We start from the raw sequence: 15475 nt of genomic DNA, 5'->3' as shown, positions 1-15475 counted from the left end.
CTAACGCGCAGTGAGAAGACGGGGATAGATTTATCCGTTTTTCTTCTGCTGAAATTGTTCATAAAGCTCAGCCATCTCACCGGCGAGATATTCCGCAAAACCTTCCGCATCGTGGCGTTGCAGATCAAACTGCGCCCTGCCCTGCTGTAACCGTAAGAGGCCAAGGCTCTCGCCATTGCGTGTATGCAGCTTCTGTTCTGCAGGTTTATTTATTTCCGGTTTCTCTGTTGCGGTGAGCTTCTGGAGCAAATGCTGAAAGCGTAGATCCGTTTCCGCATCTTTGAAGTCGCTGTCAGTGATAATACGCTGAGCCTGTTTGAGCTGCAGCTTATCACGCAGAATATCTGCTAATTGCATCCAGCGTGGTCTTCCGACTTTTGGTGCTGGCCCAATCGCACGGATAATCTGTTCAGGTATTGCTGCTGCCACTTGCAGGAAACGTGTCATTTCCGCTTTATGCAGCGACAGAGCTTCCTGAACAGTGGAGCGTTCAAAACCACGCTCAATCAAAGCCTGAGCAAATAAAGCACGCTCAATGAAAGAAAGATCACGGCGTTCGCTGTTTTCTTTACCCTGCGCAAGAACGAGCTCTGCATCGGTAAGAGGCTTGATAAGGGCTTTTACCGGTAATCCAAGCCGCGCAGCGGCACGCATACGGCGGTGACCATAGGCGGCCTGAAAACGTCTCGCCTGATCGGGATGCGGGCGTACCAGAATTGGCACTTGCTGGCCATGCTGATGCAGGCTTTGCACCAGAGCCAGAAATTCCGGATCATCGGTTTCCTGACGGGTCAGACGATCTTCAACGAAGGAACCGTCAATCAGCGAAGCATCAAGTTCAACAACCTGATCGCCTTTGGCGAGGCTTTCAGAGAGTTGTTTGGCACTTTCCAGCTCTCGGGACATATCGGCCAAAGACAGCCCCATAGCCTTGACGGCGCCGGAACGGCTGGCTGAAGGACGGATCAGCTGATCGGGTGTTTTCTCCGGGACTGATGCCGGAGCCTCAGCTTGTGATGATGAGACTGAAACCTCTGGAGCTTGTGGCTCTGATGCTGCCGGTAAGGGCGCGCCGAACAAAGCCTTTAACTGATTTTTGCGGCTTGAGCTGTTCATGCCTTACCTCCCCTCGCCGGACGGTTCCAGGCGGAATGGATCAGTGCTTCGATCTCGCCGTTGACAGCTGTCAACGACTCCATTGCCCTGTCATAAGTGACACGACTGAAATTCTCGCGGCCAACTTCATAAAGTGTCTGTTTGGTCAGGCCGGCATCGGAAACAGCGGTTGATTTAACCATGGGTGCTGTGAGTACACGGTCGCCGAACTGGGCGCGCAGGAAACCTGCAATTTGTGCTTGCGGGCCGTCATTTGGTTCATAACGCGTAATCAGATAGCGCAGGAAGTCGAAATTCAGCGATCCGCCGGCTTCACGTACGACTGAAAGCAGGTCGGATGTCATGAACAGAAACTGGCTCATGGATGCGACATCAAGCATTTGCGGATGCACGGTAACAATCACTGATGTTGCTGCGCACAAAGCTGACAAGGTCAGAAAGCCGAGTTGCGGCGGACAGTCCAGAACAACAACGTCATAATCATCTGCGACCGATTGCAAAGCAGCCTGAACACGGGTGAAGAACATATCCGCGGCAGGGCCGCGACGCTCTGCCAGAACACGCGGCGTAGTATGCTCGAATTCCTGCAGTTCCAGATTGCCGGGGACAAGATCGAGCCCGTCAAAATAGGTTTTACGGATAATATCTCGCAGAGGACGCTGTGCCTCATCATAACGGATAGCACCATAGAGCGTATCATTGCCGCTCAGATCCAGTTCCGGCTGATAACCGAACAAGGCCGACATAGATGCCTGCGGGTCGAGATCAACGGCCAAAACGCGCAGGCCGGACAGAGCCAGATGCTGCGCCAGATGGGTGGTGGTTGTGGTTTTCCCCGAGCCGCCCTTGAAATTGGTGACAGCAATGACCTGCAGATGCTCGCCGCGTTCTTCATCGCGCCATGGCAGATAGTTGCGGTTTTTATTGGCATTTTGCTCGGTCAGCAAATGACGCAGCGCATTAATATCTTCCAGCGTATAGAGACGGCGTCCGCCGGAGCCGGTTTCCGGCTGCGGGCCTTCACCGGCAATGGACAGTTGTCGCAGATAGCTGTCGGAAACGCCAATAAGCTTGGCTGCTTCACTGCTGCTGAATTTGCGCAGGATCTTGTTCGACGCGGGGGCAAACAGACGTTCGCGCATGGCTTGTAATTGCGCAGATAAAAGCTCGGCATCCGCAGCGATTGCACGGTCTGCCGCCAAAGGTGCATTTGCAGCCTTGTTTGTGGTTGCTAAATGCTGCTGTGCATCAGCAACAATATCTGCCCAATTCGTCGTCAATTTATCCAACCTTTATGCGCAATGGCCGCGTATAGTCGTAAACCACTGCTTTTCTTTGTCCATCATGCTACGATTCGGACAAAATTACTAATCTGTTAACGCAAGTGCTTAAATCAACACTGGAAAACGCAAATAACAGATGCAGTGGCGAGTAACGGTAAACCGGCAAGATTTTGTAATTTTTCGTTAGAAGAGTGTAAAATCCTGCAGGGAAAGTCAAATTATTTATAGTTAACGGATATTAACCGCTCTGCAACGCATTCTTGCAGTCAAAAACCGAAGCGGTTATGGTGCGTAGGTAGTGCGCTCTCTGTTCGGAGATGCTTCGCTGTGAGTTGTGAGTGTGAGATGGCGTGAGTTTGTAAGGCTCATCAATCCGTGTCTGATCGTGATCCGGTTGACAGCTGTCAACACTGTTTGCCGTTTTCAGAAACTCAGATCTTCTGCCTTGTCCGCAATCTGAATTCTGCCTGCCGTTATATCTGTGAGCATACGCAGCACAGCGTCTTTTTGATGTGACGGAATTTCCAGCCGCAAATCCGCTCCGGTATTATGAAAATCTTCCGATGCGATTGTCAGATGTTCGACTCCAGCAAGGCGCGCTTTTATCAAAGCGAGCTCAGAAAAATGTGCACGGATATAACTTGTCTGGGTCGGGATAAGCTCAACCAGTTCCGAAGCGCGCAGGCATAAGGCTGCGGTGCCGCCATAGGCACGGATCAGGCCGCCGCTGCCTAGCAATGTTCCGCCAAACCATCGGGTGACCAGCACCACAACATTGTCGAGTTCCAACCCGTCAATGGCTTGCAGGATCGGTTTGCCCGCTGTGCCGCTCGGCTCACCATCATCATTGAAGCGATAATTTTGCCCCATACGCCACGCCCAGCAATTATGATTGGCATCACTATAGGATTCACGGGCGATAAAATCTTTGGCAGCTTCTTCATCAGCGACGGGAAGTGCAATGGCAAGAAAACGGCTTCGTTTGATTTCCTGCTCAAAAACTTCTCGTTTTGCTAGCGTAAACATGGCGTCTCAATTTCTGCGGATGAATGCTGTCTGACAATATCCATTGTTTTAAAGCGCATGAATATTGTGAGTGTTCTGATAGCAGATAATGTCCGCAGCACCAAATACATCACGAATGATGCCGGTAGGAATGACGCTGATGAAATTGCTCAAGCTCGCGGGCAGAGGGCAGGGTGCCGGAAAATATTGCCACATAAGAAGGCACACGCTGCATTCGTGTTGTCACATCCTCATTTGTATTGAGGCTGATATAACCGATCTGGGTCAGATAGAGTGCTCTTGAACGGACATCTGCCAGCAGAGGCTCACAACCGTGGCGGATAAACATGGATCGTATAGCTTCAAGACGGGTAGCGTCAGCCTCATTTAAAGCCTGCGCAACCGCAGGAGACTGTACACCCCAACTGCGCACAGCATGTTCGAAGCTGCTGTCGAAGACCGTGCGGTCAAGCCAGCAGTCAAACAAATTGAGGGTGGCTTCGCTCAGGCTTTGTGCATCTGTACCGGCCTGCCGGAGCAGGGCTGTGGTATTTTTTTCCTGCCAAAGCTGTAACAGCGCATCAAGCAATGCATCACGATCTTTAAAGAACCAGTAGAAACTGGTGCGTGATAATTTCAGCATTTTGGCCAGTGTCAGAATCCGGACATTGTCGATACCGCTTTCCAATAATACCTGATAGGCGGCATCCAGCCAGAGTTCCTTTGAGCCACGCCAGCCGCTCTCACCGTCATTATCAATCGCGGACATATATAATCCTTTTAAAATTATTATTATAATTCAGATGTTTAAGTTCACTAAAGGGGTGCATCTTAACCTGACTGCGATAAAATGTACACTGCTGTATATAAAATTGACAGTATTGTACATTTTAATTAGGCTTCCTCAAAAAAGGGGAATGCAATGAACAATGATCCGCTCTTACAGCCTTATCAGCTTAAACATCTGCGGTTACGTAACCGTATTATCACAACATCCCACGAGCCTGCTTATCCGGAAGATGGCATGCCGAAAGATGCCTATCGCGCTTATCATGTGGAGCGCGCTAAGGCTGGTGTGGCGCTGACCATGACTGCCGGTTCGGCAACGGTCTCGCGCGATAGTCCGCCGGTTTTCAATAATGTGCTCGCCTATAAGGACGAGGTGGTACCCTGGATGAAAGCACTGGCAGACGAATGTCATGAACATGGTGCAGCGGTGATGATCCAGCTCACCCATCTCGGCCGCCGTACCCGTTGGGATAAAGGTGACTGGTTGCCAGCTGTCACCTCGTCTCACGAGCGGGAAGGGGCACACCGCGCATTTCCGAAACGTCTTGAAGACTGGGACATTGAGCGGATTATCAAGGATTTTGGCGATGCGGCAGAGCGTATGCAGGCGGCCGGTCTCGACGGGATAGAGTTGCAGGCTTATGGCCATCTGATCCAGCAATTCTGGTCACCGGTGACCAATGATCTCGACAATGCCTATGGCGGTTCGCTGGATAATCGTCTGCGCTTTACCTTTGATGTGCTGGCAGAAATCCGCAAACGGGTGGGGCCGGAATTTATTGTTGGTATCCGCTATACCGGCGATGAAATGATGGAAGGCGGCCATGATAAGGAGGAGGGGATCGAAATTTCCCGCCGTCTTAAAGACAGTGGCATGATTGACTTCCTGAATGTGGTGCGCGGCCATATTGATACTGATCCGGCAATGACAGACCTTATTCCTATTCAGGGCATGGCTAATTCACCACATCTGGATTTTGCCGGTGAAATTCGCGCGGCTACGAATTTTCCGACTTTCCATGCGGCGAAGATACCGGATGTGGCAACAGCCCGCCATGCCATTGCCTCCGGCAAGCTCGATATGGTGGGAATGACCCGCGCGCATATGACAGATCCGCATATTGTGCGTAAAATTATTGAGGGAAGAGAAGATGATATCCGCCCTTGTGTTGGTGCGAATTATTGCCTCGACCGGATTTATCAGGGCGGTGCCGCCTATTGCATTCATAATCCGGCGACAGGGCGTGAATTGACCATGCCGCACACGATCAACAAAGCACCGGTAAAAAAGAAGGTTGTGATTGTCGGTGCAGGGCCAGCCGGTATGGAAGCCGCCCGTGTTGCCGGTGAACGCGGCCATGAAGTCGTGGTTTTTGAAGCCGCGGACAGGGCAGGCGGGCAAATCCGTCTCACCGCACAATCACCGCGCCGTCGTGAGATGATCAGCATTATCGACTGGCGTATGGCACAATGCGAACGCTTTGGCGTGCAATTCCGTTTCAATACATGGGCAGAGCAGGCGGAAATTGAGGCTGAAAGCCCTGATGTCGTGATTATTGCCACCGGCGGCATGCCGCATGTTGAAATGCTTCCCGAGGGTAATGATCTCGTTGTTTCCGCATGGGATATTCTCTCCGGTGATGTCAAAGCGGGCAGCAATGTGCTGATTTTTGATGATGCGGGTGACCATGCGGCTCTGCAGGCGGCTGAAGTGCTGGCAAAAGCAGGGGCAAAAGTTGAAGTCATGACACCTGACCGCAGTTTCGCACCGGAAATCATGGCGATGAACCTTGTACCTTATATGCGCAGCCTGCAAAAAGACGGGGTAACTTTCACCGTGACCTATCGTCTTGATAAAGTCACCCGAAACGGCAACAGCCTCACTGCGCATATCGGCAGCGATTATGGCGGTGTAGACAAGCAACAGGATCACGACCAGATCGTGATTAATCACGGCACAAGACCGCTGGATGATCTGTATTTTGAACTCAAGCCGCAGTCCAGAAATCTCGGTGCGGTCAATTATGATGATCTGATCGCCGGGCAGGCACAGCAGGTTAATAAAAACGAGAGCGGCCGCTATCAGCTTTATCGTATTGGCGATGCTGTTGCCGCACGAAATACCCATGCAGCGATTTATGATGCGCTGCGTCTGATGAAAGATATTTAGAGCGTGTCGCGTTTCATTGTATCCGCTACGCTCGCTCTATCTCTTTGTTTTTTACGCATGTCGTTATCGGAAAACCGGTACCCACTTTTCCGCGACATGCTCTAGTCCTTAAACAGGGGAGGGCTTTGATAAAACGCGCCGTAAAAAATCCCCCCTCCCCTTCTGGTCGGAAGGGGAGGGGGCAATTATTAAGCCGGATAAAGACAGATCAGCCTTTTTGGGCAGCCAGAGCCTGCTCGCGCATCGCGCTCAGGCTCATTTTCGGTGTAATCGCTTCCTGATCGATGCGGATTTCAATCAGTGCAGGCTTGCCTGAAGCTACGCAGCGTTCAAAAGCCGGTACAAATTCGTCTGTTGCTGCAACGGTTTCACCGTGCAGGCCATAAGCTTGTGCCAGCGCTGCAAAATCCGGATTAGCGAGACCGGTGCCGGAAACACGACCCGGATAGGTGCGTTCCTGATGCATACGGATGGTGCCATACATGCCGTTATTGACGACGATAAACACGACACGGGCATCATATTGCATGGCTGTTGCCAGTTCCTGACCATTCATCAGGAAACAACCGTCACCGGCAAAAGCAATGACAGTGCGGTTACGGTCGGTCAGTTTGGCAGCAATCGCTGCCGGCACACCATAGCCCATGGAGCCGTTGGTTGCGCCGAGCTGGGTGCGGAAGGTCTTGTATTGATAAAAACGATGTGGCCATGCAGTGTAGTTACCGGCACCGGTGGTCATAATCGTATCTTCAGGCAGATTTGCACGCATCCACTGCATGATTTCGCCCATCTGCACATCACCCGGAATTGGCGCATGTTGCAGATTGTCGTTGTAATTCTTGTTCAGTTCGGCTGTCCAGGATGCCCATTTATCAGAACCGATCTTGCCAAGACCGCGCAATTGCTTGGCAAAAGCAGCCATTGTCGCATTGATTGGCAGGGTAGGGTAATAGACGCGTCCCAGTTCTTCCGCGCCGCTATGCACATGGATCAGTTTCTGGTTTGGCACCGGAATATTGACCATTGTATAGCCGGCACTGGTCATTTCCCCGATACGCGCGCCGATCACAATCAGCAGATCACTGTCTTTAATGCTCTGCAGCAGTTTCGGGCTTGCGGATGTGCCAAGTTCACCGGCATAATTAGCCAGCGCATTATTATAGAGATCCTGACAGCGGAATGATGTGGCAACAGGCAGATTATTCGCAACGCAGAAGGCTTCCGCATCGGCCACAGCCTGTTTATTCCAGCCGCTGCCGCCGAGCATGACAACAGGACGCTCTGCTTGTTTCAACAGATCAGCCAGTTCCTGCAATTGCTCTGCACCGGCAGAGATTTCGACCTTTTTATGTGCCGGAACGTCAGCAACACTGGCATGAGCGGTCAACATATCTTCCGGCAGTGCCACAACAACAGGACCCGGACGACCATTCACTGCGCGATGAAATGCCTGAGATACCAGTTCCGGAATACGGGCAACATCATCAATCTGCACCACCCATTTGGCCATCTGGCCGAACATGCGGCGATAATCCACTTCCTGAAAGGCTTCGCGCTCAACCTGATCGCTGGCAACCTGTCCGATAAACAGGATCATCGGGGTGGAATCCTGAAATGCCGTATGCACACCCACAGATGCGTTGGTTGCACCCGGTCCGCGGGTGACAAATGCAATCCCCGGCTTGCCGGTGAGCTTGCCATAGGCTTCCGCCATATAAGTCGCACCGCCCTCCTGACGGCAGACAATCAGCTCAATATCCTCTTTTGCATCATGCAATGCATCCAGAGCCGCCAGATAGCTTTCACCCGGTACGCAGAAAGCTCTGTCCACGCCATTGATGCGCAAAGCATCAATCAGGATCTCTCCGCCTGTCCGGTGATTATTTTTATGATTCATAGCCGACATTTCCTCAATAATGTTCGCCTGCAGTGACTGTAACCGCACCGGTATCCCCCCGGATAACCTTGTTTGCGGTTAACTGCCGTCCGGAGCATAGCGTGCTCCGGTTTTGTTTTGCATGCCGGTGCCGAATAACCATGTTCCGGTTTTTCGCAGCATGCTCCTAATCCGTCTCCCACGGATATAAGATCACAGAAATACAGTTTGAAAATTGAGCTTAGTCAACAACAAGCACAATCATTTGTGATGAATAGTAATCACATTGTGCTGCTTATTCATCATTTGGCCGGAGAGCGGCTGCAAAATGACGGATGAAGCGGAAATTTAGCGATTTAACGGGCTTTGACGCGTGCATGAAGGCGCAGGGCAAAAACCGCGGCCAGCAGTGAAAACCAGACCTGTCCGCGCGGGGCAAAGAACGGCGATTCCAGAGAGGCATAGAGCATCATAAAGACCCAGATGCGCAGATACATGACTGCGAGTGCCTGATCATTGCCGGATTTCTGGGAGCGATGATAATCCAGAAGCGGACAGAACAGCATCCAGACAATGAAAAGCGTGATGCCGATCAGCCCTGTTGTCATCATCAGGTTAATATAACCGTTATGCGCATGACCGGCTCTTGATGCCCAGGTCTCTATCTCATAGCCGCCATTGATCAAATGGGACATATTCCAGAATGTATCAAAGCCGAAACCGACCCACGGATGCGCACGCAATTGCTCCAGTGCGAATTTCCAAATTTCGGTACGTCCTGTAAATGTCGGATCCGAGATCAGGCCTGTAACAAAATCCTGCACAGGCAGGCTCACAACCGTGCCGACCGTGAGCAGCAGCATCAGCCCGACAGGTATGATCGCAGCGAGATATTGCAGCGGCAGCAATCGCACAAAGCGAATAATCTCGGCCACGAGAAGAGCGATAACAATCAGACCGATAGAGGTTTTATTGTTTGAAAAAATCAGGAAAATCGTGGCCAGAACAATATTCAGAGCCGGTATCAGATAATCATCTTTGCGCAGCAGATACAGATTATAGATGATCAGCACGATCATCGCAGGACCTGCAATATTCTTATGAGAGAAATGCCCGCGCCACGAACCGGCATTAATCAGTTCCAGCACCTCAGCTTCATTATGAATGGAGACTTCCGGCATGAATATCACGCCGAAATAAGACAATCCCAGAATGAACAGGCTTAGATATTTCAACATGCGCTGAAAATGCTGCTGGTTTTCAGGCAGAATGACCCAAGCCATTGCGGTCACAATCACCGTTATACTGTAGACATAACGGCGGAAGGATATACCGGAATAATCAGACGTGAAGACTGTAATAAACTGCCAGAACAGCAGGATAATCAGCAATGGCGACAGCATTTTGAGGGCAATTTGCCAATTTGCCAGCAAATAAAGCGCAGAGATAAAGAACAGTGACAAAGACACAAGCTGCTGGAGCGCATTGCCCTGTTCCTGTGCGAGAAGCACCGACGGATCACGTAAATCCATAAAAGGTGTCAGCGTGACCCAGAACAAAAGAAAAATCAGTACAAACAGGAGCGTCTTACCTGTCCGGTTCACTAATTTTTCCTTTCAAAATCATTATCTATTTAAATAGCACTAATATAGTTCATTCTGAGCTTATTTCATTCTAGCACTTATGTATTTAAACTTCTATAATCTTGAAATTATGTCTGATTTTTGACTGAAACTATATCCAGCGCAGCTCGGCTTCCATACCCATACGATCTTTCCGGTTTCGCAAGTTGAAAAGCACACCGACACGTTTGGCGGCCGTTTCCACAATGGTCAGCCCCAGTCCGGTGCCGGTCTGGCTCTTATTGCTGCCGCGATAAAAACGTGTGGTCAGCAACGGGATTTCTTCCTCCGCCACGCCGGGCCCGCAATCTTTGACGACAATGCCGTTGCCGGTTGGCAGGCTTTCCCAGCTGATAGTTTCGTTCTGCGGTGAATAATGCGTCGCATTTTCATAAATATTGCGCAGCATCAGTGTGAGATTATGCCGGTCGGTCTGTATCACCTGTTCATAGAGAGCAGGATCAATGCGGTTTTCGATTTTTCGTCCGCTGACCGGATTTTGAGCAATGATTTCCTCGGCCAGCTGACCGAGATTGACCTTCTCACTCACCACGGGAGAGGCATCGGCATCCAGCTTGGCCAAAGCCAGCAATTGGCGGACAAGACGGGTTGTCCGGTCAACGGACAACAGAATTTGCTGTAATGCGCCTTCTTTAATTGCCGGATCGGCTGCCGCAAGTGCAATTTGTGCCTGTGTTTTCAAGCCGGCGAGGGGGGTGCGCAATTCATGGGCGGCAAAAGCCGTTACTTCCCGTTCATGACGCCGTGCGGCTTCCACTTTGATAAACAGCCCGTTCAGTGCATCGGCCAATGGCCGTACTTCGGAAGGGATATTCGCCGCTTGCAACGGCCGCATATCATCCGCATCTTTTTGCCGGACTTTATCCGCCAGTTCATGCAATGGCCGCAGGCCACGGCCGAGACTGACCCAGATCAGGAAGCCAAGCAGCGGCAGGATCAGAATAACAGGAGCGAGAAGCCCTTTAACCAGATCGCTGACGAGACGGTCACGTAATGCCAACCGGTCTGCAACGATAATTCTTACGCCTTTTGCAGGATCAACGATTGTATAGACACGCCATAATTCACCCTCAACCACCTCATCGGAAAAGCCGGTGCTGTTACCTGCTATTTTAATGTCAGGCGCGCCGGTTGAACTGCCAACGAGTTCGCCGTCCAGTGACCAAATCTGACAGGAAAGATAGCGTTCATAGCTGCCATGCTCATGCGGCAGGCTGATGGCTTTGGTTGTGTTCATGCCCGTGGAAGCATTGCCGAGCAGCGAATGCACCATACGTGCGGCTTCCTGCAGTCGTGTGTCGAGCACTTTTTCCAGTTCATTGCGGCTGTTGAAATAGGTCCATGCGACAGCACAGGCCCAGATAATGCCTGTGGCTGTGACGAGGATAATAAACAGTCTTTTATGCAGAGAAGTCATTATGTTACCCGCATCCGGTAGCCGAGGCCGCGCACGGTTTCAATCGCATCCCGCCCGACTTTATTGCGCAGATTATGGATATGCACTTCGACAGTATTGCTTTCCACTTCTTCCTGCCAGCCATAGAGCCTTTCTTCAATATCACTCTTGGAGCGGATAATTCCGGGTCTTTCCATTAAAGCAGCCAATACGGCAAACTCCCTGCGTGACAGCGGAACCCGTTCGCCTTTCACTTTTGCATTGAGGCTGGAAGGATCAAGCTCTACATGACCGGCAATCATAACCGCGCGGGCGCGTCCGGCACCGCGGCGGGCGATGGCTCTGACCCGCGCCGCCAGTTCATCGAGATCAAAAGGTTTGCCCATATAATCATCAGCACCACTGTCCAGACCGGTAATACGGTCTGCGGTTTCATCCAGCGCAGTCAGCAATAAAACCGGTGTCTGATCTTTATCAGCGCGTATTTTCTTCAAAACATCAAGGCCGGAACCGTCCGGCAGCATCAGATCCAGCACAATCGCGTCAAAGCGTGAGCACGCCAATGCGGCCAGCGCATCTGCACAGGTAGCAACCTGATCCACGGTTGCGCCGGTCAGACCCAGCCCGACCTTCAGGCCGTTGGACAAAACCGGATCATCTTCCACTACCAAAACACGCATCTTATTCTCCGGAACATTCTCGCTTTCGGCCCCTCTTTCAGGTCTGCTTAGGAATGCACTTTAACTATCAATATTGTTCCGCTTAACTTTTGCGGTCTATTATCTGTAAGACTGGCTTTTCTGCCTTAAGGCTGACTTAAGGTCATAAGATAGTATGGACATTATAACAGGCATCCGCCTATCTGTGTGATATTCGGGCGTCTTATTAGGGTATCGCATACAAGATTCTAGAGCGTGTTGAGTTTAATGGCATTCATGGCACTCGCTCTAGGTTCTTTCAATTGTCGCATGTTCGCGAACGCTAAATGAACTCATTTAGCTGCGACATGCTTTGGTTTTCGCAGGATAATATGATCCGACATTTTTACCGACAGCTTTTCAGTCTGCTCTTTTTCAGCATTGTATTATCTGCTGCTTTTACACCTGTGACCGGTATTCAGGCTGTTGCGCAAACCATGCGCAGCGCTGAAGAGGTTATGCAATTGAGTGTCACGCGCGATGAGAAAAACGCGCTGCAATTTCAATGGAATATTGCGCCTAAAATTTACATGTATCGTGACAAGATACAGGTCGAAAAGCCGGACGGCACAGTACTGCCCGCCGATGTCAGTGAAGGTGTCATCAAGGATGACATGAATTTCGGCCGCACCGAAGTTTTGTATAACCGTGCTTTTGCACAGGTGCCTGAAAATGCGCTGCCGAAAGATGGGCATGTTCTGGTGCGCTGGCAGGGATGTGAGGAAGATAGTATCTGCTATCCGCCGGTAACACGCTCGCTTGATCTGCAAACACTGGAGCTTTCCAAAGTGGCGCTGGGTCTGGGAGGTCTGTCACAGACGGAACTTGCTGCACCTGATTTGTCGCTGACCGATGATACTGCGCCTGCACAGGAAACCGCAGCACCGGCTGAAACCGGTCTGATTGCAAGTCTCACCGATGTCAGCACGGAAGAAGTAACTGCGTGGCTTGGCTCCAATTTCGCTTTCATGCTGGCCGGATTTTTTGGCTTTGGTCTGTTACTGGCACTGACACCCTGCGTTTTCCCGATGATTCCGATCCTGTCGGGAATGTTGGCAAAATCCGGTGAAAAACTGTCATCCGGCCGCGGTTTTGTCCTGTCGTCGGCTTATGTGGTGGCGATGGCTGCAGCCTATGCCGTGCTTGGCTTTGCCGCATCCTGGTCGGGCTATAATTTGCAAGCCGCATTGCAAACACCCTATGCGCTTGGGTTTATGGCATTGGTGTTTGTCGCGCTCGCTTTGTCGATGTTCGGCTATTATGAATTGCAACTACCGCAAGGCTGGACAAATTTCTTCAGCCGCAACACATCCGGTAAAGGCGGTGCGATCAGCGGCGCTCTGGTACTGGGTTTTGGTTCCGCGCTGATTGTCGGGCCTTGTGTGACCCCGCCGCTTGCCGCTGCATTGCTCTATGTTGCGCAGACCGGTGATGCCGTACGCGGTGCGTCTGCTCTGTTTGCTCTGGGACTGGGCATGGGTGTGCCGCTGATTATTTTCGGCACATTTGGTGCAAAATATCTGCCGAAATCCGGCCCGTGGCTCAATACAATCAAACAGATTTTCGGCGTCGTCTTTCTGGGACTGGCGATCTACATGATCCTGCGCCTGCTCTCTGATGAAAATGCAATGTTGCTGCTGGCGCTCACAGCACTGGCTTGCGGTGTTTTCCTCGGTGTGTTTGACCGCCTGAGTGCTAAAAGCACCGCATGGATGCGCCTTGAAAAAACTACCGGCATTGCCGCGCTGATTTACGGCACCTTGCTGATGGTCGGTTTTGCAGGCGGTTCAACGGATCCGTGGCAACCATTGGGCTTTTTACAGGGCAGCACCCAACAGATTGCACAGACTGCTACAACCCAGCCGGTCAGAATTGTAAAAACTTCAGCTGAATATGATCAGGTGCTCAATCAGGCAATTGCGACAGGTAAGCCGGTGCTGGTGGACTTCACCGCAGACTGGTGCACAACCTGTAAGAGCAATGAAAAAGTGATGAAAAATCCGGAATATGCGGGACGTCTGGGCAATCTCACACTGATTAAAGCGGATATCACCGATTATAATGATGCCAGCCGTGATCTGATGCAGCGTTTTAACGTTGTCGGGCCGCCGACGCTGATGTTCCTTGAAGCACAAACAGCCAAAGAACAGACGCAAAATCGTATCATTGGCGAGCTGACACCGGACAAGCTGGACAATCGTCTTCAGGCGCTCGGCCTCTGAGCCGCGCCAACCTTATTTACCTATTGTATTGCAGGAGAACCATATGCAACGCCGCCAGTTCCTTCAACTCTCATCCGGTATTGCGTTGAGCACTGCTTATCTGCTGAACAGCCAGCAGGGTGCTTTTGCACAGGAGGTTGATGTCAACGGGATTCTCTATGATCCGGAAGCGCCTGCCGGCGGCAATCCAAAAGGCGATCTGACCATTGTCGTTTTCACCGATTATAATTGCATTTACTGCAAAAAATCCGGTGTTGATCTGGCGCGTATCGTTAAGGAAGACGGAAATATCCGTCTTGTCTATAAAGAATGGCCGATCTTGACGGAATCGTCAGTCTATGGTTCCCAATTGGCGCTGGCAGCGCAATATCAGGGTAAATATGAAGTCGTTCATAAAGCACTGATGTCAATTCCGGGCGGCAAAGTGTCTAAAAAGGCGATGCTTGATGCGGTTAAAGCCTCCGGCATTGATATGCAGCAATTGCAGGCTGATCTGAACAAAAACAACGGTAAAATCACTGCGCAGCTGAAGCGTGTCATGTCGCAGGCGGAATCAATCGGCGTTGAAGGCACTCCAACGCATCTGATCGGGCCGTTCCGGGCGATGGCACTGGATTATAACGGTTTCAAGATGGCGGTGGCTGATGCCCGTGCTCGCGAGAAAGCAGCGAAATAACAAGCCAGAGCGGTAATGCCAATATTACCTGTAAGTGCGAGCGGCACGAAAGTCGCCGTTCTCTGACCGGAGTTTTATAATGAATGATCCGCTGACCCATAATCGCTATAGTAAGTCCGGTGAACAGCGGGTCGTTTATCATAATAATGGTGCTTATATAAATGCAGCACCGGCTGAGACAAAAGCCTATATGGCGACATTGCTCACATCCCTGACCAATCATGTGCAGGCATTATCTGCAGGATGTGAATCAAAACCGGCTTTTACCATCCGTGTGGTTTGCCACGGCGTGGGTCTGGATTTGTTTCAGATTGCGGAAGCCGACGATATTCTGAAAAAACGTTTTGATAATTTATGCGAACAGGGCGTTCGGTTTCTGGCCTGCGCCAATACAATGCGCGCGCGTAATCTAGAGATTAAAAACCTGTATCGTCTTTCAGAAGATGACGTGGTGCCAAGCGGCGTTGCAGAACTTGCATATCTGCAAATACAGGGCTTTGCCTATATCCATCTTTGAGTGTTGAAGACCAAAAACTGGTTGCCGAAAAAGTAAACGCCCGACGCTGGGAGGAGCATCGGGCGTTACAATGAATGACCGGTT

12 protein-coding genes are annotated in these 15475 nt (G+C 51.0%); 4 read left to right on the top strand and 8 right to left on the bottom strand.

Features of this window, described 5'->3' with window-relative positions; genetic code table 11:
* Positions 1-30: 30 nt before the first annotated feature.
* The 4 genes from repB to BKD14_RS13950 form a co-directional block, all read right to left on the bottom strand.
* A complete protein-coding gene (repB, locus tag BKD14_RS13965; RefSeq protein WP_075656874.1) occupies positions 31-1116 on the bottom strand; it encodes a plasmid partitioning protein RepB in 1086 nt (361 codons plus the stop codon).
* Entirely contained in the window at positions 1113-2375 is a 1263-nt protein-coding gene (repA, locus tag BKD14_RS13960; protein ID WP_075656952.1) for a plasmid partitioning protein RepA, read from the bottom strand. Before repA ends, repB begins: the two co-directional genes overlap by 4 nt.
* Positions 2376-2822: 447 nt before the next feature.
* Positions 2823-3425: a YigZ family protein gene (locus BKD14_RS13955; protein ID WP_075656873.1), complete on the bottom strand. Its 603-nt coding sequence runs from the start codon at positions 3423-3425 to the stop codon at positions 2823-2825.
* A 109-nt stretch (positions 3426-3534) separates the two neighbouring features.
* On the bottom strand, positions 3535-4173 hold the full coding sequence (locus BKD14_RS13950) for a TetR/AcrR family transcriptional regulator (RefSeq protein ID WP_075656872.1): 639 nt from the start codon (positions 4171-4173) through the stop codon (positions 3535-3537).
* Between the two features lie 153 nt (positions 4174-4326).
* On the opposite strand from BKD14_RS13950, the gene BKD14_RS13945 reads away from it, so the two are divergent.
* On the top strand, positions 4327-6363 hold the full coding sequence (locus tag BKD14_RS13945; RefSeq protein WP_075656871.1) for an NADH:flavin oxidoreductase: 2037 nt from the start codon (positions 4327-4329) through the stop codon (positions 6361-6363).
* 208 nt (positions 6364-6571) lie between these two features.
* Here BKD14_RS13945 and BKD14_RS13940 read toward each other — a convergent pair whose 3' ends face one another.
* From BKD14_RS13940 to BKD14_RS13925, 4 genes are all read right to left on the bottom strand, one after another.
* Positions 6572-8260, bottom strand: coding sequence for a thiamine pyrophosphate-binding protein (locus BKD14_RS13940; RefSeq protein WP_075656870.1), 1689 nt, complete (start codon positions 8258-8260; stop codon positions 6572-6574).
* Between the two features lie 335 nt (positions 8261-8595).
* On the bottom strand, positions 8596-9843 hold the full coding sequence (locus tag BKD14_RS13935; protein WP_075656869.1) for an O-antigen ligase: 1248 nt from the start codon (positions 9841-9843) through the stop codon (positions 8596-8598).
* 130 nt (positions 9844-9973) lie between these two features.
* Complete coding sequence (locus BKD14_RS13930; protein ID WP_075656868.1) at positions 9974-11299, bottom strand: sensor histidine kinase N-terminal domain-containing protein; 1326 nt, start codon at positions 11297-11299, stop codon at positions 9974-9976.
* Positions 11299-11958 carry a response regulator transcription factor gene (locus tag BKD14_RS13925; RefSeq protein WP_022711559.1) on the bottom strand — a complete coding sequence of 220 codons (660 nt, stop codon included), beginning with the start codon at positions 11956-11958 and terminating at the stop codon, positions 11299-11301. The genes BKD14_RS13930 and BKD14_RS13925 overlap by 1 nt, the downstream gene beginning before the upstream one ends.
* A 350-nt stretch (positions 11959-12308) precedes the next feature.
* Here BKD14_RS13925 and dsbD point away from each other — a divergent pair, with 350 nt between their 5' ends.
* The 3 genes from dsbD (at position 12309) to BKD14_RS13910 (ending at position 15391) form a co-directional block, all read left to right on the top strand.
* Positions 12309-14198: a protein-disulfide reductase DsbD gene (gene dsbD / locus BKD14_RS13920; protein WP_075656867.1), complete on the top strand. Its 1890-nt coding sequence runs from the start codon at positions 12309-12311 to the stop codon at positions 14196-14198.
* A 43-nt stretch (positions 14199-14241) separates the two neighbouring features.
* Complete coding sequence (locus BKD14_RS13915) at positions 14242-14874, top strand: DsbA family protein (RefSeq protein WP_075656866.1); 633 nt, start codon at positions 14242-14244, stop codon at positions 14872-14874.
* A gap of 79 nt (positions 14875-14953) precedes the next feature.
* Positions 14954-15391 (top strand): DsrE family protein, encoded by a 438-nt coding sequence (locus tag BKD14_RS13910; RefSeq protein WP_075656865.1) that lies wholly within the window; start codon positions 14954-14956, stop codon positions 15389-15391.
* Positions 15392-15475 lie beyond the last annotated feature (84 nt).

Origin of the sequence: Pseudochrobactrum sp. B5 (genome assembly GCF_001939785.1) — a bacterium.
Classification (GTDB): domain Bacteria; phylum Pseudomonadota; class Alphaproteobacteria; order Rhizobiales; family Rhizobiaceae; genus Pseudochrobactrum; species Pseudochrobactrum saccharolyticum.
Note: the sequence above shows the minus strand (reverse complement) of the source record. Positions and strands in the feature narration are given on the sequence as shown.